The 22615-nt window shown below is 70.6% G+C and carries 21 protein-coding genes; 10 read left to right on the forward strand and 11 right to left on the reverse strand.

Annotated features, from left to right (window positions below; translation table 11 throughout):
* Window positions 1-148: 148 nt before the first annotated feature.
* Complete coding sequence (locus WQO_RS33340) at window positions 149-1156, reverse strand: hypothetical protein (protein ID WP_058954186.1); 1008 nt, start codon at window positions 1154-1156, stop codon at window positions 149-151.
* A 436-nt stretch (window positions 1157-1592) separates the two neighbouring features.
* On the opposite strand from WQO_RS33340, the gene WQO_RS33345 reads away from it, so the two are divergent.
* Window positions 1593-2486 carry a spherulation-specific family 4 protein gene (locus WQO_RS33345; RefSeq protein WP_158514074.1) on the forward strand — a complete coding sequence of 298 codons (894 nt, stop codon included), beginning with the start codon at window positions 1593-1595 and terminating at the stop codon, window positions 2484-2486.
* 84 nt (window positions 2487-2570) lie between these two features.
* Here the strand turns inward: WQO_RS33345 and WQO_RS33350 are convergent, their stop codons facing one another.
* From WQO_RS33350 to WQO_RS33385, 8 genes are all read right to left on the reverse strand, one after another.
* A complete protein-coding gene (locus tag WQO_RS33350; RefSeq protein WP_010062513.1) occupies window positions 2571-3512 on the reverse strand; it encodes a sigma-70 family RNA polymerase sigma factor in 942 nt (313 codons plus the stop codon).
* Between the two features lie 10 nt (window positions 3513-3522).
* A complete protein-coding gene (locus WQO_RS33355; protein ID WP_029182482.1) occupies window positions 3523-4713 on the reverse strand; it encodes an NAD(P)/FAD-dependent oxidoreductase in 1191 nt (396 codons plus the stop codon).
* 153 nt (window positions 4714-4866) lie between these two features.
* Window positions 4867-6048: a hypothetical protein gene (locus tag WQO_RS33360; RefSeq protein WP_010062515.1), complete on the reverse strand. Its 1182-nt coding sequence runs from the start codon at window positions 6046-6048 to the stop codon at window positions 4867-4869.
* 58 nt (window positions 6049-6106) lie between these two features.
* Complete coding sequence (locus WQO_RS33365; protein WP_058954187.1) at window positions 6107-7363, reverse strand: sugar ABC transporter permease; 1257 nt, start codon at window positions 7361-7363, stop codon at window positions 6107-6109.
* A complete protein-coding gene (locus WQO_RS33370) occupies window positions 7360-8301 on the reverse strand; it encodes an ATP-binding cassette domain-containing protein (RefSeq protein WP_010062518.1) in 942 nt (313 codons plus the stop codon). The genes WQO_RS33365 and WQO_RS33370 overlap by 4 nt, the downstream gene beginning before the upstream one ends.
* A gap of 130 nt (window positions 8302-8431) precedes the next feature.
* Complete coding sequence (locus tag WQO_RS33375; protein WP_029182483.1) at window positions 8432-9511, reverse strand: substrate-binding domain-containing protein; 1080 nt, start codon at window positions 9509-9511, stop codon at window positions 8432-8434.
* 107 nt (window positions 9512-9618) lie between these two features.
* On the reverse strand, window positions 9619-11100 hold the full coding sequence (locus WQO_RS33380; RefSeq protein WP_010062521.1) for an FGGY-family carbohydrate kinase: 1482 nt from the start codon (window positions 11098-11100) through the stop codon (window positions 9619-9621).
* 58 nt (window positions 11101-11158) lie between these two features.
* Entirely contained in the window at window positions 11159-12214 is a 1056-nt protein-coding gene (locus WQO_RS33385; RefSeq protein ID WP_010062522.1) for a 2-hydroxyacid dehydrogenase, read from the reverse strand.
* Between the two features lie 237 nt (window positions 12215-12451).
* Here WQO_RS33385 and WQO_RS33390 point away from each other — a divergent pair, with 237 nt between their 5' ends.
* From WQO_RS33390 to WQO_RS33410, 5 genes are all read left to right on the forward strand, one after another.
* Complete coding sequence (locus tag WQO_RS33390) at window positions 12452-13102, forward strand: histidine phosphatase family protein (RefSeq protein WP_010062523.1); 651 nt, start codon at window positions 12452-12454, stop codon at window positions 13100-13102.
* Between the two features lie 5 nt (window positions 13103-13107).
* A complete protein-coding gene (locus WQO_RS33395; RefSeq protein ID WP_010062524.1) occupies window positions 13108-13878 on the forward strand; it encodes a DeoR/GlpR family DNA-binding transcription regulator in 771 nt (256 codons plus the stop codon).
* Window positions 13875-15347 carry an FGGY-family carbohydrate kinase gene (locus WQO_RS33400; RefSeq protein ID WP_029182484.1) on the forward strand — a complete coding sequence of 491 codons (1473 nt, stop codon included), beginning with the start codon at window positions 13875-13877 and terminating at the stop codon, window positions 15345-15347. Before WQO_RS33395 ends, WQO_RS33400 begins: the two co-directional genes overlap by 4 nt.
* 397 nt (window positions 15348-15744) lie before the next feature.
* A complete protein-coding gene (locus WQO_RS33405) occupies window positions 15745-16053 on the forward strand; it encodes a GNAT family N-acetyltransferase (protein ID WP_010062526.1) in 309 nt (102 codons plus the stop codon).
* Window positions 16054-16087: 34 nt separating this feature from the next.
* The gene (locus WQO_RS33410) at window positions 16088-16393 is read left to right on the forward strand and encodes a GNAT family N-acetyltransferase (RefSeq protein WP_010062527.1); all 306 of its coding nucleotides are present in this window, start codon (window positions 16088-16090) and stop codon (window positions 16391-16393) included.
* A 132-nt stretch (window positions 16394-16525) separates the two neighbouring features.
* Here the strand turns inward: WQO_RS33410 and WQO_RS36190 are convergent, their stop codons facing one another.
* Window positions 16526-16702 (reverse strand): hypothetical protein, encoded by a 177-nt coding sequence (locus WQO_RS36190; RefSeq protein WP_158073263.1) that lies wholly within the window; start codon window positions 16700-16702, stop codon window positions 16526-16528.
* A gap of 166 nt (window positions 16703-16868) precedes the next feature.
* The gene (locus tag WQO_RS33415) at window positions 16869-17345 is read right to left on the reverse strand and encodes a carboxymuconolactone decarboxylase family protein (RefSeq protein ID WP_010062528.1); all 477 of its coding nucleotides are present in this window, start codon (window positions 17343-17345) and stop codon (window positions 16869-16871) included.
* A gap of 59 nt (window positions 17346-17404) precedes the next feature.
* On the opposite strand from WQO_RS33415, the gene WQO_RS33420 reads away from it, so the two are divergent.
* From WQO_RS33420 to WQO_RS33430, 4 genes are all read left to right on the forward strand, one after another.
* A complete protein-coding gene (locus tag WQO_RS33420) occupies window positions 17405-18382 on the forward strand; it encodes a pirin family protein (protein WP_010062530.1) in 978 nt (325 codons plus the stop codon).
* Window positions 18383-18897: 515 nt separating this feature from the next.
* Complete coding sequence (locus WQO_RS36195; protein WP_158514075.1) at window positions 18898-19065, forward strand: hypothetical protein; 168 nt, start codon at window positions 18898-18900, stop codon at window positions 19063-19065.
* Between the two features lie 148 nt (window positions 19066-19213).
* Window positions 19214-20899: an acetolactate synthase large subunit gene (locus WQO_RS33425; protein ID WP_010062531.1), complete on the forward strand. Its 1686-nt coding sequence runs from the start codon at window positions 19214-19216 to the stop codon at window positions 20897-20899.
* 143 nt (window positions 20900-21042) lie between these two features.
* Window positions 21043-22557, forward strand: a complete 1515-nt coding sequence (locus tag WQO_RS33430) for an FMN-binding glutamate synthase family protein (RefSeq protein WP_029182486.1) — start codon at window positions 21043-21045, stop codon at window positions 22555-22557.
* Window positions 22558-22615: the final 58 nt, after the last annotated feature.

A 22615-nucleotide genomic window follows, 5' to 3' on the forward strand; every position in this document is an offset into this window, starting at 1 on the left:
CGGCATTCCGGACAGGGGGAGGGGAGGTTCATCGACGGCGCTCGTGACGCCGCCGATGAACGCGATTGCTGCGGGCGGGCTGTCCGGCACACGCGGGCACCCGCACGGCGCTGTCCTTTGCTGTGGTGCTCGTGCCGTAAGCGGTGCGCTACCCCAGGGTGACGTCCAGCCCGGAGACCTCTGCCTTGAGGTCGGCGCCCTTGGCGCTGTTCACCACCTGCACGGCCTCGATCTGCGAGGCGCTCGGAACCGCTTCGCCGTTGAGGTAGTCCCGGTACTTCCTCGCGATGCCGGAGAAGTCGACCTCCAGATGCCGGCGCTCACCGGGGGTCAGTTGCTCGCCGTGCACCGTCATCCGGCAGCCGTCGACCGTCCCGTCGGCTGTGCGGCAGTTGTTGGACCACAGCACGCCGTCGTCATTCGGCCGGGAGAAGGGGCCCGGGTCGAAGTGGACGACGGAGATGACGTTGATCCCTCGTGCTGTCCGGTAGATGAAGTCCGTGGTGAGCAGGGCACGCTTCTCCTCGCAGGCGAAGCCGCCGGACTGCTCGACGAGCGCGTCATAGGCGACCTTCACCTGGCCGTCGGCGAAGTTGTACGTGCTGCCGTCGGCCTTCCGTTTGAACGAACTCCCCACGTACTCATGGGAGACGGCGACCTCCTTCAGCTCACAGTTCTGCGTCTGGCCGGCCGTATCCCGCAGGCCCCGGGAGTTGTTCTGCAGCACCAGTTTCAATGGGGCGCCGGAATCCCCCTGAACCTGGTGGTCGTAGCCGGGATAGGCGCGCAGGCGGTCCTGCCCCCAGTTGTAGGTGACGAATCGCCATGCGGGGCACTCCACGCCTCGAGGAGAGGTGTAACCGAACCAGGTGCAGTCGGCGTTCACCCGGTTCGGGTGAACGATCTTTCCGCAGTCCCGGGAGTCGTTGCCATAATTGCTCCCCGCGGTCTCGTTGGAGACGCTGTAGCAGAGCCACTTCATGCCGGGGTCGTACACGATGGAGGCGGCTGACTCCACCGTCCACGACAGGTGTCCGGCGGTCTCGGCGGCGGCTGAGCCCGCCGAGGCGGAGGGTGCCCACGGCACGGCGGCCGCCGAGACCGCGGCCAGCGCGGCTGCCAGGCGTAAGGATTTCCGTGGGCTGCGGGATCGCATGGGGCGGCTCCGGTTCGAGTGTGGCGGGGTGTGGGGGCCGAGGCGCGGGCTCCGGCGCGGTCAACCTAGAACCGTTGCGGTGGCCGTGCAACGGCAACGAGCAAGAATCTTTTTATTCGATCACCGAAACGCGCAGACTCGCGCACTCTCGGCCCGTCTCGCGCAACTGGCACCCACGTTCCTGAGGCAAAATCAGCCACATTCCGCCGTAAAAGAACGCGGTTTCCCTGGCGTGATCGCATGATCGGATGCGCTGTTCCACGCAATGACACGTGCAACCCGAGAATTTATTTCACCCGCCGGTTGTGCGCTCTCCCGCAGGGCTCCTATGTTGACCCTCCCCGGAGCTTCCCTCCTCAGGTTCCGCATCCGGCTTCCCATTCGTTCGCAGGCCGCCCGAAACCCAACTCCGGCCTGCCATGCCCCGGAGGATTCGATGACGTCTCCACGTTCCGCTTTACGCTCGTGCGCCCTGGCGGCCGCGGTCGGCGGCGTCGCCGTGGCGGCCCTCGCCGCCCCCGCTGCCGGCTCACCACCGGCCGACGACGTCCGACCGGCATCGGCCTCTGCCGCGGCCCTGACACAGAAGGTGTCGGTACCCGCCTACTTCTACCCGGGGGCGACCTGGGACCGGCTGACCGGCGCCGGAAATCGCGTCGGTCTCGCCATCGCCAACCCCTACAACGGCCCCGGCACCGGCGACACGCAGTACACCCAGGCGATCCAGCGGGCCCGGTCCGCCGGCATCACCGTCATCGGCTATGTGGCCACCGGCTACTTCGGCACGACCGGCATCACGACCCGGAGCGGCTCGACCGACCCCGCCGAGTGGATGCGCCAGATCAAGAGCGACGTCGACACCTGGTACCGCCTCTACGGAAGTTCCGGTCTCGGAGGCATCTTCTTCGACGAGGCCATGTCCCGGTGCGGAGCGGGCAATGTGGACGTCAACCGCTACATCGAACTGCGCTCCTACGTCGAGCAACGCCACGGTGCCGCGTCCACGGTCGTCGACAACCCCGGGACCGGCGTGGAGGAGTGCTACACCGCCGCCGCCGACACACTCGTCACCTTCGAGGGCAATGACGCCTCCTACCGCTCCCATCGCCCGCAGAGCTGGGAGGCACGCGTACCCGCGGACAGGATCTGGCACATGGTCTACGCGTCACCCGACGAGAGCACGCTGCGCACAGCGGTGTCCCTCAGCAAGCAGCGCAATGCCGGACACGTCTACATCACGCCGGACACGATCGCCGACGGCAACCCTTGGGACACCCTGCCGCCGGCCTCCTACTGGAACACCCAACTGTCCCTGGCCGCCGCCCCCTGAGGGCCGTCCGACCGCCCGCCCCGCACTTCCCCGAAGCGGGGCGGGCACCCGTCGGCCCGGCCCGCCCGGTGATCCGACGGCCGGTCACCAGGCGTCGATCACCGGAACCCCCGCATCGTGCCGCCGCCAGGCCTCGTCCAGGCGCGCGAGCCGGTGCGCCGCGGCGATGCCGTACAGGGCCGCGACCTTGCCGTCGCCCACGTCGAACGCCACGGCCCCCACGACCCGGTCCCCGGCCACGGCGATGACGGCCGGGGAGCCGTTGACCCGCGCCACGTACATCGTTGTCGGGCCACCGGCCAGCCGACGCTTCGCCGGGGTGGACCTGAACCCCGCCCGTACGAAGGAGGCGACCCGCTCCGGCGTCCGGTACCGCAGCAGCCGCCTGGCCAGTCCCGCGCCGTCCGAGACCGCCGTCACGTCGTCGGTGAGCAGCGCCACCAGCCGGTCCGTCCGTCCCGACGTGGCCGCCGTGAGGAACTCCTCGACCACCCGGCGCGCCGCAGCCGGGTCGGCCGCGCCGCCGCTGCGACGGCGTTCGTCCGCGAGCCGGGTCCGGGCGCGGTGGGCGTGCTGCTGGCTCGCCGCCTCCGTGATGTCGAGGATCGAGGCGATCTCGGCGTGGCTGTACGCGAAGGCTTCCCGCAGGACGTAGACCGCCCGCTCGTTCGGCGAGAGGCGCTCCACGAGGGTCAGCACGGCCAGGGACACCGACTCCCGCTGCTCGAACGTGTCGGCGGGGCCGAGCATCGGGTCGCCGTCGAGGAGCGGTTCGGGCAGCCACGCGCCGGCCGTCCGCTCGTGACGTGCCTGTGCCGAGCGGAGCCGGTCGAGGCAGATGTTGGTGGCGACCTTCGTCAGCCACGCCTCCGGCACCTCGATCCGTCCGCGGTCCGCCGCCTGCCAGCGCAGGAAGGTGTCCTGCACGGCGTCCTCCGCGTCGGCCGCCGACCCGAGCAGGCGGTACGCGAGCGAGGCCAGCCTCCCCCGGCCGGCCTCGAACGTCGCGACGGTTGCGCTGTCCATACGGAACACCCTAGGCGGCAACCCGCACACCGGCCCCGTCGGACGCCAGGCCCAGCCTCCGCCGGCGCTTCGGCAGGCCGAAGGTCGGGTGGGCGATACCCCATCCGGCGCTCCGGAGAATCCCCGACTTGAGCCGCGCGGCCTTCCGGCCGCCCAGGTGCCAGGACTTCGACCGGGCGTCGTCGTCCACCATCTGGAAGATGGCGTCCCGGCGGCCGAGGCTGATGTGGTTGCCGAAGTACTTCAGTCCGGTCGCCGGGACCTCATCGCCCGTCAGGCGCGCGATGATCGCGCCGGTCGCCTGGATATTGGTGAGCCCGGCCGAGGCGCAGGACATCGGCAGGGGCCGGCCGTTCTCCCCGATCGCGTAGGCGCAGTCGCCGGCGGCGTAGACGTCCGGGTGCGAGACGGAGCGCATGGACCGGTCGACGACGATCTGCCCGGTGGCGGCGACCTCCAGGCCGGCGGCGGCCGCGATCGGGTGCACGGCGAACCCGGCCGACCACACGGTCACCTCGGCCGGAAGGACCGTACCGTCGGCGGTGATAGCCCCGCCCGGTTCGACGGCCGCGACGGCGGTCTGCTCGTGCACGGTGACGCCGAGCCGGTCGAACGCCTCCCGCAGATGACGCCGGGCCTTGGGGGAGAGCCAGGCGCCCAGCTCACCACGGGCGGCGAGCGCGACCGAGAGACCGGGCCGCGACTCGGCCAGCTCGGTCGCGGTCTCGATGCCGGTCAGCCCCTCGCCGACGACGAGGACGGACCCGCCATCGCCGAGGCCGTCCAGGCGTTCGCGCAGCTGCAGCGCCGAGCCCAGACCGGTCACGTCGAAGGCGTACTCCGCCACGCCGGGGACACCGTGGTGGGCGGCCGAGCTGCCGAGTGCGTAGAGCAGGGTGTCGTAGGTCAGTTCCCCGGGCCCGTCCTCGCCGGTCACGGCGACCGTCCTGCGCTCGGGGTCGAGACCGGTCACCCGGGCCAGGCGCAGCCGTATCCCGGTGCCCGCGAACACGTCGGCGAGCTTGCGGCGCGCGATGTCCTGCCCGGCCGCCACCTGGTGGAGCCGCATCCGCTCGACGAAGTCGGGTGAGGCGTTGACGACGGTGATCTCGGTGTCGGCGGGGGAGAGCCGACGCGCCAGATTCCCGGCGGCGAAGGCCCCGGCGTACCCGGCGCCGAGTACGACGATGCGGTGCTTCATGAGCGTCATGGCGGGCTCCTGTCTCGTTCGCGTACCCCTTGAACGGGACAGCGCCCCGATTGCTGACAGGGGGCGAATGTGACGTGGGTCACCACGGTGCGGAGGCATGGGCCTGCCGATGTCACCCGCGCCGCGGAACGTACCGGGACCTGCTCAGCCACCGGGCCCCCGCACCGCGAACGGGTTCGGCACCGCCCCCGTCCACCGGTGCAGCACCGCGCGGCCGGTCTGCAGCGTGGTCCCCCCGGAGTCGACCGTGCCGGCCTCGGCCACGTAATGGCGGCCGTCGTCGAGCGAGACCAGACCGTACTGGCCGCCCGACTCGTAGCCGTACACACCGGACGGCTCGTGGTGCAGCCCGCGCGGAAGGAGGGAGACGATGCGGCCGGACTCGAGGCGCGGCTGCCCCTTCACCTCGCCCCGGCGGGCGGGCTTCGAGCCGTCCAGAACGTAGAGCCCGTAGTTGGGGAAGGCCGCCTTCTTGCCCTTGTACACCGCCATCAGCCAGTTGCCGCTGTCCCCGTCGTACTCCAGGTTCTGGACCCCGTAGGTGGTGTTGCCGGTGTACGCGAAGAACTTGCCGCCGGGGGAGGCGGGCCCGCTGGTGTGCAGCGCGTCCTCGCTGAGCGGCCGCTCGTACTTCCGCCAGTCGCGCACGTCGTACTGGAGCAGCACCTGGTGGTCGTTGTCGGTGCGGGCGGTGTTGGAGTACACCCCGTACGCCACCGTGAGCCGCCCACCGCCCCTGCCGTTCAGATCCGGACCGAAGGCGACGCCGTCGATGCCACTGCAACCGTAGCGGTGGTCCGGGGTGTTGCCGGTGTCGCCGTCGAAGACCCCGTCGCCGTTCATGTCGGCGGTGTAGTCCCGCACGACCTCCCGGAGATGGACGGTCGAGAGCACATCGGTGGTCCGGGCGTCCATGTGCATCCGGGTGATCCGGGACCCGTCGAAGATCGCCACGTAGAACGCCTGGGCGGCCTTGTACTCCAGGGAGCCGTAGACCCGGCCGTCCGCGCTGTTGAAGTCCAGGTCGCCCAGATGCCCGGTGAGGCCGGTGACCGAGCCGATCGGTCTGCCCGCCAGGTCGGTCTTGACCAGCAGGTTGGTGAAGGAGAAGTACATGTGGCCCCGGCGGCGGTCGATGGCCGTGCCCTGGAGATGCCCCGACGCCCAGGCCCCGCCGTCCACGGAGGCGGGCAGGCCGGTGGAGGAGGACGAGGGCGGGGAGGGCGTACGTGCGTGGGCCGCGCCCTCGCCCGTCGCCAGGAGGGCCGACGCGACGACGGCGGACAGGAACAGGGTGGCGACGTGAGCGCGTGCTCGGCTTCGCATGGTTCCTCCGAGATCGTGATCCTGGGGTGTGCGGGCGTTGCCGGATACGAACGGTGTCTCAGGCCCTGCCGTGGGAGACCCGCGAACGCCGGGCGACCGCGTCCAGCGACACCGCAAGGAGCAGTACCCCGCCGGTGACCATGAAGCGGTAGGCGGAGTCGAGATTCAGCAGCGTGAGTCCGCTGGAGATCGACTGGATCACGAGCACGCCGAGCAGCGCGGCGAACGCGGTGCCCCGGCCGCCGAACAGGCTGGTACCGCCGATGACGGCCGCGGCGATGGCGTTGAGGTTGACGTCACCGCCGCCACTGCTCTGGTTGGCCGCCGCGAGGCGCGAGGCGGAGAGCATCCCGCCGACGCAGGCGAGCGTCGTGCACAGCACGAACGCGGTGGTGAGGACGGCTTTGACGTCGACGCCCGCACGCCGGGCCGCCTCCATGTTGCCGCCGACCGCGTACATCGACTTGCCGAACGAGGTGCGGGACAGGACGTAGTGCAGCACCAGCACCAGAGCCAGGAAGAACACGAACATCCAGCCCACCCCCCGGTCCCGGTTGAGATACCAGACCGCAGCGCCGAGACCGGCCAGCAGGGCCCCGCTCCGTCCGGCGAGCAGACGTCGGGACGCGGCGGCCAGGCCCGCCCGACGGCGCTCCGCCGCGCGTGCGGCACCGGTCGCGTACAGGGCCGCCGCGCCCACGACGACCAGCGTGTACGCCAGCCACGGCGGCAGGAACTGGAGCTGGGCGAAGGCCACGAGACCGGAGTCGAAGGGCAGGTTGATCGAGCCCTTGGGCCCGAGGATCCACAACTGCACGCCGAGGAAGCCGAGGAGGCCGCCGAGCGTGATGACGAAGCTCGGGACGCCGATCCGGTTGTGGACCTGGGCGTAGAACCAGCCGATCAGTGCCGCGAGGACCAGCGACGCGGTGACGGCGACCCAGGCCGGCAGCCCGCGGGCCACGAAGAGGACCGCCAGGACGGCGGCGCTGAGTCCGCTGATCGAGCCGACCGACAGATCGATCTGTCCGACGAGGAGGACGCAGACGACTCCCAGGGCGATGATGCCGACCGGCACGCTTTCGAGGGCGAGGTTCGTGAGGTTCGCGCTCGACAGGAAGATCGGGTTGAGGATCTGCATGACGACCCAGATCACGACGAGCCCGGCGAGGACGGGCAGGAGCCCGAGGTCGCCGCCGCGCAGCCGGTCCGTCACCGCCCGCCGGCGACCCCGCACCCGGCCAAACCAGGTTGTCGACTTGTCGGCCCTGGCGCGGGCGAGTTCCGGGCTCGTGACAGCGGCCGGATCCGTCATGATGCGTCCCCTTGGTGCGCCGAATCCGTTCCGTTGTCCGCTGCTCGCTCGCTCACGGCCCGGTCGTCGAAGGCCAGATCGTCCGCGTCCCGGCTGCCCGCGTCCCGGCCGCCCGTGCCCAGGACGGCCTGATCGTCCCCCGCCCGCTCCCGTCCGGCGCGGCGGCTGACCACGTTGTCCGTGGCCCCGGTGATGGCGGCCACCAGGTCCGCCGCCGTCGCCTCGGCCGCATCGAAGACGCCGTTGTTCCGGCCGAGCCGCAGGACGGCCACGGTGTCGGCGACGGCCCGCACATCGGCCATGTTGTGGCTGACCATGATGACGCCCAGGCCGCGCTCCCTCAGCCGCTCGATCAGATTGAGCACCTCCGCCGTCTGCGCCACCCCCAGCGCGGCCGTCGGTTCGTCGAGGATGATCACCTTGGGGTCGCCCAGCAGGGTTCGCGCGATGGCCACCGTCTGCCGCTGGCCGCCGGACAGAGCCGCTACCGGGACCCGTACCGAGGGGACCTTCGCCGACAGCTCCCCGAGAAGAGCCCGGGAGCGGACCTCCATGGTCACCTCGTCCAGGCGCAGCCCGCGCAACTCGCGTCCGAGGAAGAGGTTTTCGACCACGTTCAGGTTCTCGCACAGGGCGAGGTCCTGGAACACGGTCGCGATGCCGAGCCGCTGCGCCGTGGCGGGGGAGGGGATCGAAACGGTCCCGTGGTCGAAACCGACGGTTCCGGCGTCCGGCTGGTGCACCCCGGAGAGGACTTTCACCAGGGTCGACTTCCCCGCACCGTTGTCGCCCACCAGGGCGACGACCTGGCCCGCGGAGACGTCGAGGTCGACATCGGTGAGGGCGGCGACGGCGCCGAAGGACTTGCTGATCCCACGGAGCGAGAGCAGCGGGCCTCCTGACGGCTCGTGAGGGGAGGGCAAGGACTCAGCGGTCATGACCGGCCTTCCGAGGCAGGCGCACAGACGGGCAGTAGGACAGAGGAGCAGGCAGTAGGACAGAGGAGCAGAAGGACAGAGGAGCAGAAGGACAGAAGGGCGGGCAGAGAAGGGGAGAAGGGGCCCGCGACTACGTGAGGCCCACCTCGGCACAGGCGGCCGCGTACGTCGCCGTGCACACCTCGGCGGTCTTCAGCGGATTTCCGTCACCCACCAGAACCTCCGCGATGTTCTCGCGGGTGACCACGGTGGGGGTGAAGAGTTCCGAGGGGGTGTCGAAGAGTGTGGTCTCGCCCTTGGGCTTCTTCCCCTGGGCGAAGGAGAACGCGGCGACGGCCGCGGCTTCCGCGACGGTCTTGATGGGCTTGGAGATGGTGTTGTACTGATCGCCCTTGATGATCCGCTGGGCGGCGGCGAGTTCGGCGTCGTTCCCGGTCACGGGCGGCACGGTCGCTCCGGCCGCCTTGAACGCGGCGATGGAACCGCCGCCCGTGCCGTCGTTCGCGGCCACCACTCCGGCGATCTTGCCCGGGAACTTGCTGATCTGGCCGCTGACCCAGCTCTGCGCCTTTCCCGGCTCCCACGCAGGCGTGTCGTACTCGGCGAGGAGCTTGAACCCGCTGGAGTCGACCGCGCTGTGGATGCCCTTCTTGATCAGGCCCGCCGCCGCGTCGGTCGGTGATCCGTTGACCTGGAGGAGGCCGCCCTCGGCGTTGGTGGCTTTGAGGTGGTCCACCAACGACGCGCCGATCATGGCGCCGATCTTCTCGTTGTCGAAGGAGACGTAGTAGTCCGCCTTGACCGCCGGGATCGGCCGGTCGTACGCGATGACAGGGACCCCTCGCCCCTGTGCCGTACGAACAGTGCTGGCCGCGGCGGCGGAGTCCACCGGGTCGATCACGATGACGTCGGCGCCCTGCGCGAGAGCGGAGTCGGCCTGCTGCTGTTGCTTCGCGGCGTCGCCGCCCGCGTTCTGGTAGAGCACCTCACAACCGCCGCACAGATCCTTCATCTTGGCCTTGAAGAGCGGCGCGTCGTACAACTCGTAGCGGGTGGAGGCGATATCGGGCATCAGGAACGCGATCTTCGCGTCCTTCGACGACTTGCCCTCCGGGCTGTTGGGCGCTTTCGTCGAACAGGCAGCGGCGGAGACGAGCACCGTCAGCACCGACAGAGCCGCGGCAAACGATCTGACAGAGCGTTGCTTCACTGGAATCTCCCGGTCTTCAGGCGGAGAGCCTCCTTCGCGTCAAATTAACATCGCGCGTGTTATGAGTGTCAATGGTCATGTCATAAATAACAGAAGGGTGGGAGCGCTCAGAGGTGCCCGGGGTGTTCCACCGGCCGCGCGTTTGCTCCCCAGACGGTCCGGGCCGTCGCCAACTCCGCCCGGTACCGCACGTATCCGTCCTCGTACAGAGCCCGTACGTCCTCGCACGGATCGACCACCTGATGACGTCCCGGCGGCGCCTCGTACCCGGGGGACAGCGACGATCTGGCGACGGACACCACACCGAGCGCGCCCACCTGCTCCTCCAGCGGGATACGGACGGGCCTGCCGAGGACGTCGGCGATCAGCCGGGCCCACGTCAGCGACCGCGTGCCGCCGCCGCACAGGGCGAGGGTGCCGCTCAGCCCCGCCGCCTCCAGGCAGTGCCGGGCCGCGTAGCCGATGGCCTCGCAGACGGCCCGGACCGCGTCCGCCCGGCCGGTCGCCAGGCTGAGCCCGTCGAGTCTGCCCTGCGCCGACGGCTCGACGAAGGGGGCCCGTTCGCCCGCCTCGGACAGGAAGGGGAAGGCGCGGACGCCCCGGGCGCCGGGCGGGCTGTCGGCGAGCAGGGCGTCCACATCGGCCGTGGTCGCGCCGACGAGAGCGAGCACCCACTCCAGCGCCGCCGTCCCCACCATCGCCGGCATGGCGCGCAGCCACCGGTCCGGGGCCGGTGTGCACAGCCACATGCCGGCGGGCTCGGCGAGGGGATCGAGATCGACCCGGTCGGTCAGCACCTGGCTCGCGAGGGTCGTGCCGAGGATGAGGACGCCGTCCCCCACCTCACGCACCCCGCTGCCGATCGCACAGGCCGGCAGGTCGTACGGCCCCGCCACGACCGGCAACCCCTCGGGCAGACCCAGGAGCCCGGCGCCGTGGCCGTCGAGTGCGAGCACCGTGCCAGGCGCGGCGGGAGTGGGCAGCAGCCCCGCCCGCTCCGCCACCCCGCACGCCGCCAGGGCCTCGGGTGCGTAGTGGCGGGTACGGGGGTCGAGGAAGGGCAGCGTCGCGTCGGAGGCGTCGAGGCACACCCGGCCGGTGAGGCGCTGGGCGACCGCGTCGACGCAGTACCCCGCGACGGCGGCCCGGTCCAGCGAGCGGGGCTCGTGCTCCTGGAGCCAGTTCAGCAGCGGGCCGTGGCACCCCGGGAACATGCCCGAGCCGGTGTGCGCGTACGCCGTGCTGATCGTGCCGTCCGTCAGCCAGCGGGTCACCAGGTCCGCGGCCCGCGCGTCCATCCAGGAGATGGCGGGCCGCACCGGGCGGCCGTCCGAGTCCCGCAGCCACAACCCGTCCCCCTGCCCGGTCAGCGCCACGGCGTCCGGCAGCCGGCCGAGTTGCGCGGCAACCTCCTGTACGACAGCGCCGACACCGGACACCACGTCGTCGAGATCCTGCTCGACGCGACCGCCCGGCAGCATCTCCAGATGCGAGCGCCGACTCGCGGAGGCCAGGGCTCCGCCCCCCTCGTCGAACGCCACCGCCTTGGTGACCGACGTTCCGATGTCCACGCCGATGATGGTCCTCAACCCTGCTACCTCCTGTGCGATCCGATGGATTCCGGAGCGTCGGCGGCGAAGACGGCGGTCAGGACCCGTCGTCCACCAGGACGTCCCCGTTCGCGAGGTGCCGCAGCTTCTCCCCCCGCACGAAGCGGCCGACCTCGGCGGCGGTGATGGCCGCCGCACGGTGCGCCGTCTGCCGGGTCGCACCCGCGAGATGAGGCGTGGTGATCACGTTCGGTACGTCACGCAAGGCCCAGTCGGCGGGGATCGGCTCGACGTCGTACACATCGAGGGCGAGCGCCCCGAGAGCTCCGCTGCGCAGCAGCTGAGGCAGCGGCGCGTGGTCGAGCAGCCCGCCGCGGGCGGAGTTGACCAGGACCGCCCCGGGCGGCAGCAGCCCGAGCCGGCGGGCGTCGAGCAGATGGTGGGTCTCCTCCGTCAGGCGGGCATGCAGGCTCACCACCGAACTCCGGCTCAGAAGGTCGTCCAGCTCGACGAGTTCGACACCGTCCGCCGCGACCGTCTCCGGGTCGGCGTACGGGTCGGCCGCGAGCACGTGCGCCCCGAAGGCGCGCATCACCCGCGCCACGATGCGGCCGATGGCCCCGTAGCCGACGAGCCCGACCGTGGCCCCGCCGAGCTCGCCGCCGACCTCCTCGTACGCGTACAGATCGCCCCGCCAGACGCCCCGCTTCAGCTCGGCGTCGGCGGCGGCGACGCGCCGCATCGCGGCGAGCGTCAACCCCACCGCGAACTCCGCGGCGGCGGGGGCGTTGCGGCCGGGGGCGAAACTGACCCTGACCCCGTGCCGGGTGGCGGCGGCCAGGTCCACATTGACCGGCCCGCCCCGCGAGACGGCGACGAGCCGCAACCCGGGCGATGCGGCGAACACCCGCTCGGTGAACGGGGCCATCTGCGTCACACAGATGGCCACCCCGTCCAACGCCTCCACGAGCTCGTCCTCCGTACCGCTGGCCTCACGGACCTCCGCGACCGGACCGAAGGGCTCATGGGGCCAGGGAAGGGTCAGCTCCGTGAACTCCGGCAGCTCCCCGCCCGCGTGGGACAGTTCCTGACTCACCGCCTCGCGTATCAACACGGGACGGACGAAGTGGTCGCCTGCGGCGAGGATGCGCATGACGTCGGATTCCTTCTGCGAGGAGAGCCGCTGGGGTGGGTGCCGAGCAGGTCGGAGCCGTGATCCGAGCCTGATCCGAGCCGCGAAAGCCCGGTCCCGGGCTCCGGTCCCGGTCTGTGGAATTTCTGTTAAATTTAACAGCGCCCACGTGAACCGACAATGCGCCGGGCCGACACGGGCGACGGCAACGCGGTCCACTTCGCCTGGACTCGGCCCGACTCAGAAAGGGCGGTCTCCATGACCACTCGTCTCCTGCTCGTACGGCACGGCGAGACCGAGTGGCACGCGGAGAACCGGTATGCCGGCATCACCGACGTCGCCCTGACCACCCGAGGCGTGGCCCAGGCGACTGATCTCGGAGCCTGGGCCGTGCGCGGCGGCGTGGACGCGGTCGCCTGCTCCCCGCTCAGCCGCGCCCGCCTGACAGCTAGCCCCGCGGCGGAAGCGCTGGGCCTGGCGGTGGAGGTCCAGGAGGGGCTGCGGGAGGTGGACTTCGGATGGGGCGAGGGCCGGACGATCCAGGAGATGGCCGACGAGGATCCCGAAGCCGTACGGCGGTTCCGCGAGGACGCCGACTCCGGCGCCTTTCCCGGCTCCGAACCCGTCGCCCGGGCGGCGGCGCGGGCCACCGCGTCCCTGCGCGACCTCGCAGAACGCCACCAGGGCGAAAGGGTGCTCGTCGTCGCCCACAACACCCTGCTGCGCATCGCCCTGTGCGAACTCCTCGGACTGCCCCTCGGGCGCTACCGGCGCATCTTCCCCCGGTTGGACAACGGGGCCGTCACGGAGATCGAGATCCGCGGCACGGAGACGGCGCTGCGCTCGTTGAACGTACCCACAGTGCCGCCCCCCGCCCCCGCGCCCGGTCCGAGCCCTGCGGGAGACTGACGCCCATGACCAAGAGATCCGCCGAAGAGCGCCGACGGCTCATCGCCGACCATGTGGTGGAGCAGGGCACGGCCACGGGAGCCGCCCTCGCCCAGCTCACGGGCGTGAGTCTGATGACCGTCCACCGGGACCTCGACGACCTGGCGCGGCAAGGGGTGCTGCGACGCTTCCGCGGTGGCGCGTCCGCCCTGCCCTCCACGGTGTTCGAGTCGAGCCTCGACTACCGGCTCGGCGTCAACACGGCGGAGAAGAAGGCCGTCGCGCGGGCCGCCGCCGCGCTGGTGGAGCCCGGCATGTCGGTGATGCTCGACGACTCCACCACGGTGCTGGTCATGGCGGGCCTGCTGGTCGACCTCGCGCCGCTCACCGTGGTCACCAACGCCCGCCGGGTGCTGGACGTCTTCGCCGGATGCGAGGGCATCCGCCTGATCGCCCTGGGCGGCGAGTACTCGCGCACCCATGACTCCTTCCTCGGCATGCCCTGCGTCGAGGCGGTGGAGGCGCTCTCCGTGGACCTCGTCGCGGTCTCCACGTCGGCCCTCGACGCCAGGACGGCCTACCACCAGGAGCAGGACGTGGTGCTGGTCAAACGGGCGATGCTCACGTCGGCGGCGACGAAGGTGATGCTCATGGACCACACCAAACTCGCCCGCACCGCGCTGCACCGGGTGGGTCCCGTCGGCGACCTGGACCATCTCGTCGTGGACGACGGAGCGGACGCCGGCCTGCTGGGCAAACTCCGCGAGCGGACCCGGGTCACGGTGGCGGCCGTATGAGCGGGGAATCCTCTCGCCCCACTCCGCCCTCGCCGGCCGTGATCGGCATCGACGTGGCGACCGCCTCCGTCCGCGTGCTCTGCGTCGACGGACAGGGACGCGTACTCGCCGAGGCACGGGCCGATCTCCCGCCCCCCGTACGGACCGCCACGGGAACGAGCGAGCAGGACGCCCGGTCGTGGTGGCCCGCCGTACGGTCCGCCCTGCGCCGCACCACGGGCGCGCTGCCCCGGGGCGGACGGGAAGTGATCGCGGTGGCCGTGTCCGCCACATCCGGCACCATCGTCCCCACCGGAAGCGACGGCGAACCGCTCGGCCCGGCCCTGATGTACGACGACCGGCGTGCCGCCGACATCAACGCCGAGGCCCAGCGGGCGGGCAGCGCCCGGTGGGACGCGCTCGGCCTGTCGGTGGGCCCCACCGCAGCGCTCGGCCGGGCCGTGTGGTGCCTGCGAACGTACGGCTCCGCTCTGCACCACGTCCTGCACACCCCCGAGTTCATCGGCCGCGAACTGACGGGCCGCCCCGTGGCCACGGACTGGAGCCACGCCCTGAAGTCCGGCTACGACGCCCGTGCCGGTCAGTGGGCGCACGAGGTCTTCGACTCCCTCGACTTCCCGCTCGGACTGCTTCCGTCCGTGGGCGCCCCCGGCACCGAGGCCGGGACCGTCGGCCCGGAGGCGGCCGAGGCCACGGGCCTGCCAGAAGGGTGCTCCGTACGCCTCGGGATGACGGACGGCTGCGCGGGCCAGATCGCCACCGGCGCGGTCGAACCGGGCCGGTTCGTGGGCGTCATCGGCACGACGTACGTCCTCAAGGGAGTGTCCGAGCACCTGGTGCGCGATACCACCGGCGCGTTCTACAGCCATCGCCACCCCGATGGCTGGTGGCTCCCCGGCGGCGCGTCCAACACGGGAGGGGAGTGCCTGGCCGGCATCGCCCCGGCCCGCCTGCCCGCGCTGGACGCCGCCGCGGCGGCCCGGGGCCCGGCGTCGTACGTGCGGTATCCGCTGTGCCGCGACGGTGAGCGCTTCCCCTTCGTCTCCGGCGCGGCGCGCGGCTTCGAACTGGGCGGCCCCCGCGACGAGGCGGACGCCCACCGCGCCGCGCTGGAAGGGGTCGCCTTCCTCGAACGCCTGGCCCTGGACCGGGTCGAGCGACTGGGCATCCCGGTGCTCGGCCCCCTGCACGCGGCCGGCGGGGGAAGCCGCAGCGCCGTGTGGACGGCGATCCGGGCCACCGTCCTGGACCGTCCGGTCCGGGTCGTCGAGCGTGCGGAGACGGCGTTCGGCGCCGCACTGCTCGCCGCGACCGGCACGCTCCACGAGGACCTCGCGGCGAGCGCAGCCGCCATGGTGCACAGCGGCGCTCTCGTGGAGCCGGTGCCGGCCGAACGCCCGGCCCTGGAGGAGACGTACGGCCGGTTCGTCGTGGCGCTGCGCGGGCGCGGCTGGCTTTCCGACGACTGACGCGGCTGCGCCCCGAGGGCGCGATCAGCCTCACCGTCGCCGCGCCGCCGGGCGCAGGGGGTGCGGCGGCTGTCCCCCGGGGTGCTTCCGCACTCGGGGGCAGGGGCAGCACGGCGCCGGCGGCCCGTGCGAGACCGGCTGATATGGCCGCCAGCAGGCGCAACCGTCTCATCAGGTGCAGCCTTTCCTCTTGATCGACATAAGTGCGTGCCGGGCCAGAATGTGCCGATGGCCGAAGGGGTGTCATGCGAATCCCGTGACGCAGGTGGGACATGTCGCAAGAGCGACAGCCCGGAACCGGCCTTATGTTGATGCGTCAACCTTCCGAGGTTAAGGTGAGGTGACGGTCGACGGGTCCCCGTCGAGCCGGTCGTGAGCAGGCATTCAAGGAGGAAACATGGCGGTCGAAGTGAGCGACGTGCCCGGGGCGAACCGCTATGAGGCGTACGTCGACGGTGAGTCCAAGCCTGCGGGCATCGCGCAGTACATCCGTACGGCGGAGCTCGTCGCGTTCGTGCACACCGAGGTCGAACCGGCCTACGAGGGCAGAGGCGTCGGGTCCGCGCTGGCCCGGGCCGCCCTCGACGACGCGCGCACGGCAAACCTCCGGGTGCTGGCCACCTGCCCCTTCTTCGCGGGATGGATCGCCCGGCACCCCGACTACCAGGACCTGCTGTACCAGTCCCGCAGCAAGGTCAGCGACTGATATGGCCGACGGGTCGACCACACGGATGGGAACCATGACAACGCGCGTTGCGGACAACACCGATGAGTCGCGTTTCGAGATCTTCGACGGCGGTGAGCTGGCGGGTTTCGTCGAGTACCACCGGTTCCGGGACGAGATCGCTTTCCTTCATACGGAGATCGACCCCCGGTTCGGGGGCATGGGCCTCGGGGGAACGCTGGCCCGCTCGGTTCTCGACGAGGCCAGGAAGCAGGAGCTCAAGGTGCTCCCCTTCTGCCCCTTCATCCGCGGCTGGCTCGGCAAGCACCCGGAGTACACCGACCTGGTGCCGGAGGCACAGCACGCGCGGTTCGGGCTGTGACGCCCGAGGGGTGGCCGGACGCCTGAGCAGGCGTGTTCCGCCGCGCGACCCCTGATCGCCGATCGCTCAACGCCCTGCGGCACGCGGGGATGGCACCGGTCCCCGGCGGACCGGTGCCCCACTCCACCGGAATCAGTGGAGCTGACGTTCGTGCTCCTCGGCGAGATCCAGGTTCGCGGACACGCCTCGCAGGGTCATCAGCGCCCAGATCGCGGCGACGGCCATCACCCCGGCGCCGGCGATACCGGTCACCGTGGCCGCCTCGGTCAGGAGGTCCACCATCTGCTGGGCCACGGTCTGATTCCGCATCGCCGGACTTCTCCCCTCGGGCTGCACACCCGTCTCGTGTGACGATCGGCAGCTAATATAGTTGACACGTCCACTTTGCGGTGGCCGGGTGTCGTCATGCCGCAGAGGAGGTGCCGCCCGGGCCGGATCGGCCCGGCCGTGGGAGCCGTCGCCGACCGGGCCGGTGTCAGGCCTCCTTCACCGGGTGCCCACTCATGATCGACACACGGTTGAAGGCGTTGATGCTGATGGCGACCCAGAGTACGGCCGAGATCTGCTCGTCGGTGAGATCGTCGCGCGCCTCGGCGGCCGCCCCGCCCCGCGCGGATCCGGTCAGGCTGGTCGTCGCCTCCGCCAGGGCCAGTGCGGCGCGTTCCGTGGGGGTGAAGACGTCCGTCTCGCGCCAGGCCGCGAGCAGCCCGAGGCGCTGCGGGCTCTCTCCGGCTTCGAGTGCCGCGCGTGTGTGGGCGCGCAGGCAGTAGGCGCACCCGTTGATCTGGGAGACGCGGAGATTGACCAGTTCCACCAGCGTGACCGACAGGCCGGCGCGGGCGGCCGCCGCCCCGGCGGCCTGCGCGGTCCGTGCGAGAGCGCGGAAGGCTTCGGGGTCGAACTTGTCGATGAATACCTTTTTGTCGCGGCTCGATGCCGAAGTGATGGTCACCGAAGGCTCCCTGCGATCGATAAAGTTGAAGTGTCAACCATACATCTGGAGAGTTCAGCATGAGCAACGTCGAACGTGATCCCGTCAGCACGAACTGCACGCGAGGACCGGAGGGGGCCGAACCCGCCCTCCACCGCGTCGAGATCCTGACGCCGCGGGATGTCCCCCTGGGCGGCCCGCGTTCCATGAGTGTGCGCCGCACCCTTCCCCAGCGGGCCCGCAGTTTCGTCGGCGCCTGGTGCTTCGTCGATCACTACGGACCCGACGACGTCGCCCGGCGCGGTGGGATGGATCTACCGCCGCATCCCCACACCGGCCTGCAGACCGTCACCTGGCTGTGCGACGGCGAGGTGGAGCATCGGGACAGCCTCGGCAGCCACGCCTACGTTCGCCCCGGCGAGCTCAATCTGATGACGGGGGGCCGCGGCATCTGCCATTCCGAGGTCTCCACCGTCCGCACGACCGTTCTGCACGGCGTGCAGTTGTGGGTGGCGCTGCCGAACGAACACCGCGAGGCGGACAGGGACTTCCAGCGATACGTGCCGTCGCCGATCCGCAAGGACGGCGCCGAGATCAGGGTCTTCCTCGGCTCCCTACTCGAAGCGGTCTCGCCGGTGCGCACCTTTACGCCGCTGCTCGGCGCGGAGCTGATTCTCGAGCCCGGCGCGTCCCTCGCCCTGGGCGTCGACGCCACGTTCGAGCACGGCCTGTTGGTGGACGAGGGGGACATCGAGCTGAACGGGACGGCGTTGAGCCCTGCCCAGCTCGGATTCCTCCGTCCGGGCATCGGTTCGTTGACCCTCCGCAACACATCTTCGGCTCGGGCCCGAGCCGTTCTGCTGGGCGGACCGCCTTTCGAGGAGGAGATCGTCATGTGGTGGAACTTCATCGCCCGATCCGGTGAGGAGATCGTGCAGGCGCGAAAGGACTGGGAGGAGGGCTCGCGGTTCGGCGAGGTGCGGGGCTACGACGGCGACCGCCTGCCCGCCCCGGAACTGCCCACGACCCCGCTGAAACCGCGCGGGCGGGTGCGCTGACCTGGTGAAAGCTAAAGTCGGGCTGGCCGCGCTTCCACGGGCGGCCGCTACGCCGACTGCCCTGTTCGCACCTGTCCGGTGCTCGGGGCTCGGGGGTCTAGTGGATTCGAGAGGTGGTGATCGAGTCTCGTGCTCGAGCTTGTGCGTCAGGGTTCGACGGATCGATGCTGACCATTTGCTCGCTTTCCTGATTGACAGTCAGGTGATGATGGCTGTCTGTCGCCCGGATGCCGGAAACCGGTCCAGGCGGAACCGGTTCACGGCCCAGGGCGCAGCCGACCGGACGCTGTACCTCCCCGTACACCGCGACCTGGTGACCGGCACCGTCATGGCGAAGGTGCCAGCAGCGTGGCCGTACCGGGGTGCCCCGGGCCGGGGCCGCCCCGGGGGGAGCTTCGCCGTCCCGACCGAGCCCCGGGGTTCCCCGCCGCCTGAGATCCGAACAGCCCTGGTCACGCCACTGCGACGTGACCAGGACTGCGTCATCGGACATACGTGGGCACTCGCGTAGGGGTGTGGTCACGGAGCGCGTCGGAGAGGAATGCGGCGGTCTTGGAGTGTGGCAGAGTGCCGGTCACGGAGAGCAGGAGCACGACGAGGCGGTGCAGGGTTCCGGCCAGGACGAGTCGGCGGTCCGCCGCGTGGTGGCGACGGCGTGCGAGGAGGAGGGAGTCGAGGAATGAGCCGCCACCGAGCGCCCGGACGGCACACCCCGGGTCCGACTGAGCTTCTTGTACCCCGGTCTGCAGGCGTCCGGGCGGCCGACCGGGGTAGACGGCTGACCGGCCCGCCCATCGGCGTGGCCAAGACCCAGGAGAGGACACCATCAGCGTGAGCGACGCCGAGCACCGGAAGCAGACCCCCGACGGAGCGGCCGAACTCCTGGTTCGCTGCCTGGAGAACGAGGGCGTAGAGGTGGTGTTCGGTGTACCCGGTGAGGAGAACATCCGTTTCACCAACGCCCTCGCCCGCTCGGAGAAGATCCGCTACGTCCTCACCCGGCACGAGCAGGCCGCGTCTTTCATGGCGGAGATGCACGGCCGGCTCACCGGCTCGGCGGGTGTGATGTCCGCGACGCTGGGGCCAGGCGCGATCAACCTGATGCTGGGCGTCGCCGACGCCATGACGAACAGCACGCCCGTTGTCGCGATCACCGCGCAGGTCGGCAAGGAGCGCAATTACAAGGAGTCCCACCAGTTCGTGGACCTGGTGAGCATGTTCGCCCCGGTCACGAAGTGGTCGGCGCAGGTCCCGGCTACTCAGGCCATCCCCGAGATGGTGCGGCGCGCGTTCAAGACCGCGGAGTCCGAGCGGCCCGGCGCCGTCTACCTCGCCGTGCCGGAGGACGTCGACGAGGCGACGGACGGCTCGGACCTGCGCCCGCTGCGCAGGGACGTCGTGCGGCCCGAGGCACCGTCCCCGGAGCAGATCAGGCGTGCGGCGGAGCTGCTGCGGGAGGCCCGCCGGCCGGTGATCCTCGCCGGACACGGCGCGGCGCGCGGCGGCGCCGAGGAGTCGCTGGCGGCGTTCGCCACCGCACTCGACGTGTCGACGGCGACCACCTTCCACGGCAAGGGCGTCCTGCCCGACGACCACCCGTGCGCGACCGGCACGTTCGGCTTCATGCGGCGCGACTACACCAACTTCGGGTTCGAGGAGGCCGACGTCGTCATCGCCGTCGGCTACGAGCTGCAGGAGTTCGACCCGTCCCGGATCAACCCGGACGGTGACAAGAAGATCGTCCACATCCACCGCTTCCCGGCGGAGGTGGACGACAGCTACTCGGTCGACGTCGGCATCATCGGCGACATCTCCGCCTCCCTCGACGCCCTCGCCACCGAACTCGACGGCCTGCGCTGGACCGTCGACGACGAGGACACCAAGGCCACCCGCGCGCTGCTGGCCAAGGAACTCGAGCAGGGCGCCGCGGACGAGCGCTACCCGCTCGCCCCGCAGCGCGTCATCGCCGACACCCGCGCCGCGCTCGGTCGCGACGACATCGTGCTGGTCGACACCGGCGCGCTGAAGATGTGGATGGCCCGGCTCTACCCGACGTACGCGCCGAACACCTGCCTCATCTCCAACGGCTTGTCCACCATGGGCTTCTCGCTGCCCGGCGCGCTCGCGGTCCAGCTCGCCAGGCCGCAGACGAAGGTGCTGGCGGCGGTCGGCGACGGCTCGTTCCTCATGCACTCCCAGGAGATCGAGACGGCTGTCCGCGAGAACATCCCGCTGACCGTACTGATCTGGGAGGACAACGGCTACGGGCTCATCAAGTGGAAGATGGACCTGGAGGTCGGGGAGAACTCCAACACCGACTTCGGCAACCCGGACATCGTCCAGTACGCCAGCAGCTTCGGCGCGAAGGGCTACCACATCGAGTCCGCCGGGGACCTGCTGCCGACGCTCCGTGAGGCACTGGCGGACCCGGGCGTGTCGATCATCAACTGCCCGGTGGACTACGCCGAGAACATGAACCTCATCGAGCACCTCGGGCACCTCGACTCGGCGCTCTGACCCGCCCGCGGCGCGGCCCGACCTCCGTGCGGGCTGCGCCGCGGCTCTCCCGCAGGTCGGGCTGGGGCATCGCGTGGCTTTTCCGCGGCGCGGGGTAGACGGCCTCCGTGAGGCTCGGCCGGTCGAGGAGAGGTATTTTTGTGATGCGTGCTCGGAGCATAGGTGCGGCAGCCGCCACGGGGCTGGCACTGGTGGCCGCCCGTGACCTCGTGCAGAAGAAGCATGCGCTGCTGAGGAACTTCCCCCTGGTGGGACACGCCAGGTATGCGCTGGAGAAGATCGGCCCCGAGCTACGGCAGTACATCGTGACGTCCAACGACGAGGAGCGTCCCTTCAGCCGTGACCAGCGCAGCTGGATCTACGCGTCGGCGAAGGGGGAGAACAACTACTTCGGGTTCGGCACCGACAACGACATCGAGCACGTGCAGGGTCAGGCATACGTGAAGCAGCGTACGTTCGCCGGTGCGCTGCCCGATCTGAGCGACCCGCAGGCGGCATTGCCCTCGGCCAAGGTGCTCGGCGGACCGCGCGGCCGCGCGAAGGCCTTCCGCCCCGCGAGCGTCATCAACATCTCGGCGATGAGCTTCGGCTCGCTGTCCGGTGCGGCCGTCACGGCACTCAACAAGGGCGCGGCGCTGGCCGGGACGATGCAGAACACCGGCGAGGGCGGGCTGTCGCCCTACCACCTCAACGGCGGAGACCTCGTCCTCCAGATCGGAACGTCGTACTTCGGCTGCCGCAACGAGGACGGGACGTTCAACCTCGACAAGCTCAAGTCCATGATCGCGGACGCGCCCGTCAAGGCGATCGAGATCAAGCTCTCGCAGGGCGCGAAGCCGGGGCTCGGCGGCATGCTGCCGGGCGCGAAGGTGAGCGACGAGATTGCCAGGATCCGCGACATTCCCGCAGGCGAGGACTGCGCCTCGCCGTCGCGGCACACCGCGTTCCACGACGTGGACTCGATGCTCGACTTCGTGGAACTTCTCGCCACGGAGACCGGGTTGCCGGTCGGGATCAAGAGCGCCATCGGGGAGATGGACTTCTGGGAGGAACTCGCCACCCTGATGGAGCGGGGCGATCGCGGGGTCGACTTCGTGACCGTCGACGGTGGCGAGGGCGGCACCGGGGCGGCTCCCCTGATCTTCTCCGACTCGGTGTCCCTGCCATTCCGTACGGGCTTCACCCGCGTCTACGGCGTGTTCGCCGAGCGAGGCCTGACCGACGCCATCACCTTCATTGGCTCCGGCAAGCTCGGCCTGCCCGAGAAGGCCGTCGTCGCCTTCGCCCTCGGCGTCGACATGATCAACGTGGGCCGTGAGGCGATGCTGTCCATCGGCTGCATCCAGGCCCAGAAGTGCCACACCGACAAGTGCCCCACCGGCATCGCCACCCAGAATCCGTGGCTGGCGCGCGGCATCGACGCATCCTCGAAGGGCGAGCGGGCCGCGATGTACCTGCGCACCCTGCGCAAGGATTTGCTGAAGGTCTCGGGCGCCGTCGGCGTCCCCCACCCGTCGCTCATCACCCCCACCGACATAGACATCCTGAACGGCGACTACGACGCCCGCAGCCTGGGGAGTGTGTACGGCTACAAGGAAGGCTGGGGCTCGCTCGGCCCGGAACTCGCCCGTGAGATCGCCGAACTGCTCACCACCTGAGACGGCTGCTCGGCCACCTGTCCTCAACCGTCATGCCCTGCGCAGCACGCCCACCGAG

The sequence above is a fragment of the Streptomyces globisporus C-1027 genome (genome assembly GCF_000261345.2).
In the GTDB taxonomy this organism is placed as follows: Bacteria; Actinomycetota; Actinomycetes; order Streptomycetales; family Streptomycetaceae; genus Streptomyces; species Streptomyces pakalii.

What these genes read in the sequence shown, in the direction of transcription:
- WQO_RS33340 (WP_058954186.1), bottom strand. Translation starts at nt 1,156, where the DNA reads ATGCGATCCCGCAGCCCACGGAAATCCTTACGCCTGGCAGCCGCGCTG.
- WQO_RS33345 (WP_158514074.1), top strand. Translation starts at nt 1,593, where the DNA reads ATGACGTCTCCACGTTCCGCTTTACGCTCGTGCGCCCTGGCGGCCGCG.
- WQO_RS33350 (WP_010062513.1), bottom strand. Translation starts at nt 3,512, where the DNA reads ATGGACAGCGCAACCGTCGCGACGTTCGAGGCCGGCCGGGGGAGGCTG.
- WQO_RS33355 (WP_029182482.1), bottom strand. Translation starts at nt 4,713, where the DNA reads ATGAAGCACCGCATCGTCGTACTCGGCGCCGGGTACGCCGGGGCCTTC.
- WQO_RS33360 (WP_010062515.1), bottom strand. Translation starts at nt 6,048, where the DNA reads ATGCGAAGCCGAGCACGCGCTCACGTCGCCACCCTGTTCCTGTCCGCC.
- WQO_RS33365 (WP_058954187.1), bottom strand. Translation starts at nt 7,363, where the DNA reads ATGACGGATCCGGCCGCTGTCACGAGCCCGGAACTCGCCCGCGCCAGG.
- WQO_RS33370 (WP_010062518.1), bottom strand. Translation starts at nt 8,301, where the DNA reads ATGACCGCTGAGTCCTTGCCCTCCCCTCACGAGCCGTCAGGAGGCCCG.
- WQO_RS33385 (WP_010062522.1), bottom strand. Translation starts at nt 12,214, where the DNA reads ATGCGCATCCTCGCCGCAGGCGACCACTTCGTCCGTCCCGTGTTGATA.
- WQO_RS33390 (WP_010062523.1), top strand. Translation starts at nt 12,452, where the DNA reads ATGACCACTCGTCTCCTGCTCGTACGGCACGGCGAGACCGAGTGGCAC.
- WQO_RS33395 (WP_010062524.1), top strand. Translation starts at nt 13,108, where the DNA reads ATGACCAAGAGATCCGCCGAAGAGCGCCGACGGCTCATCGCCGACCAT.
- WQO_RS33400 (WP_029182484.1), top strand. Translation starts at nt 13,875, where the DNA reads ATGAGCGGGGAATCCTCTCGCCCCACTCCGCCCTCGCCGGCCGTGATC.
- WQO_RS33405 (WP_010062526.1), top strand. Translation starts at nt 15,745, where the DNA reads ATGGCGGTCGAAGTGAGCGACGTGCCCGGGGCGAACCGCTATGAGGCG.
- WQO_RS33410 (WP_010062527.1), top strand. Translation starts at nt 16,088, where the DNA reads ATGACAACGCGCGTTGCGGACAACACCGATGAGTCGCGTTTCGAGATC.
- WQO_RS36190 (WP_158073263.1), bottom strand. Translation starts at nt 16,702, where the DNA reads ATGCGGAATCAGACCGTGGCCCAGCAGATGGTGGACCTCCTGACCGAG.
- WQO_RS33420 (WP_010062530.1), top strand. Translation starts at nt 17,405, where the DNA reads ATGAGCAACGTCGAACGTGATCCCGTCAGCACGAACTGCACGCGAGGA.
- WQO_RS33430 (WP_029182486.1), top strand. Translation starts at nt 21,043, where the DNA reads ATGCGTGCTCGGAGCATAGGTGCGGCAGCCGCCACGGGGCTGGCACTG.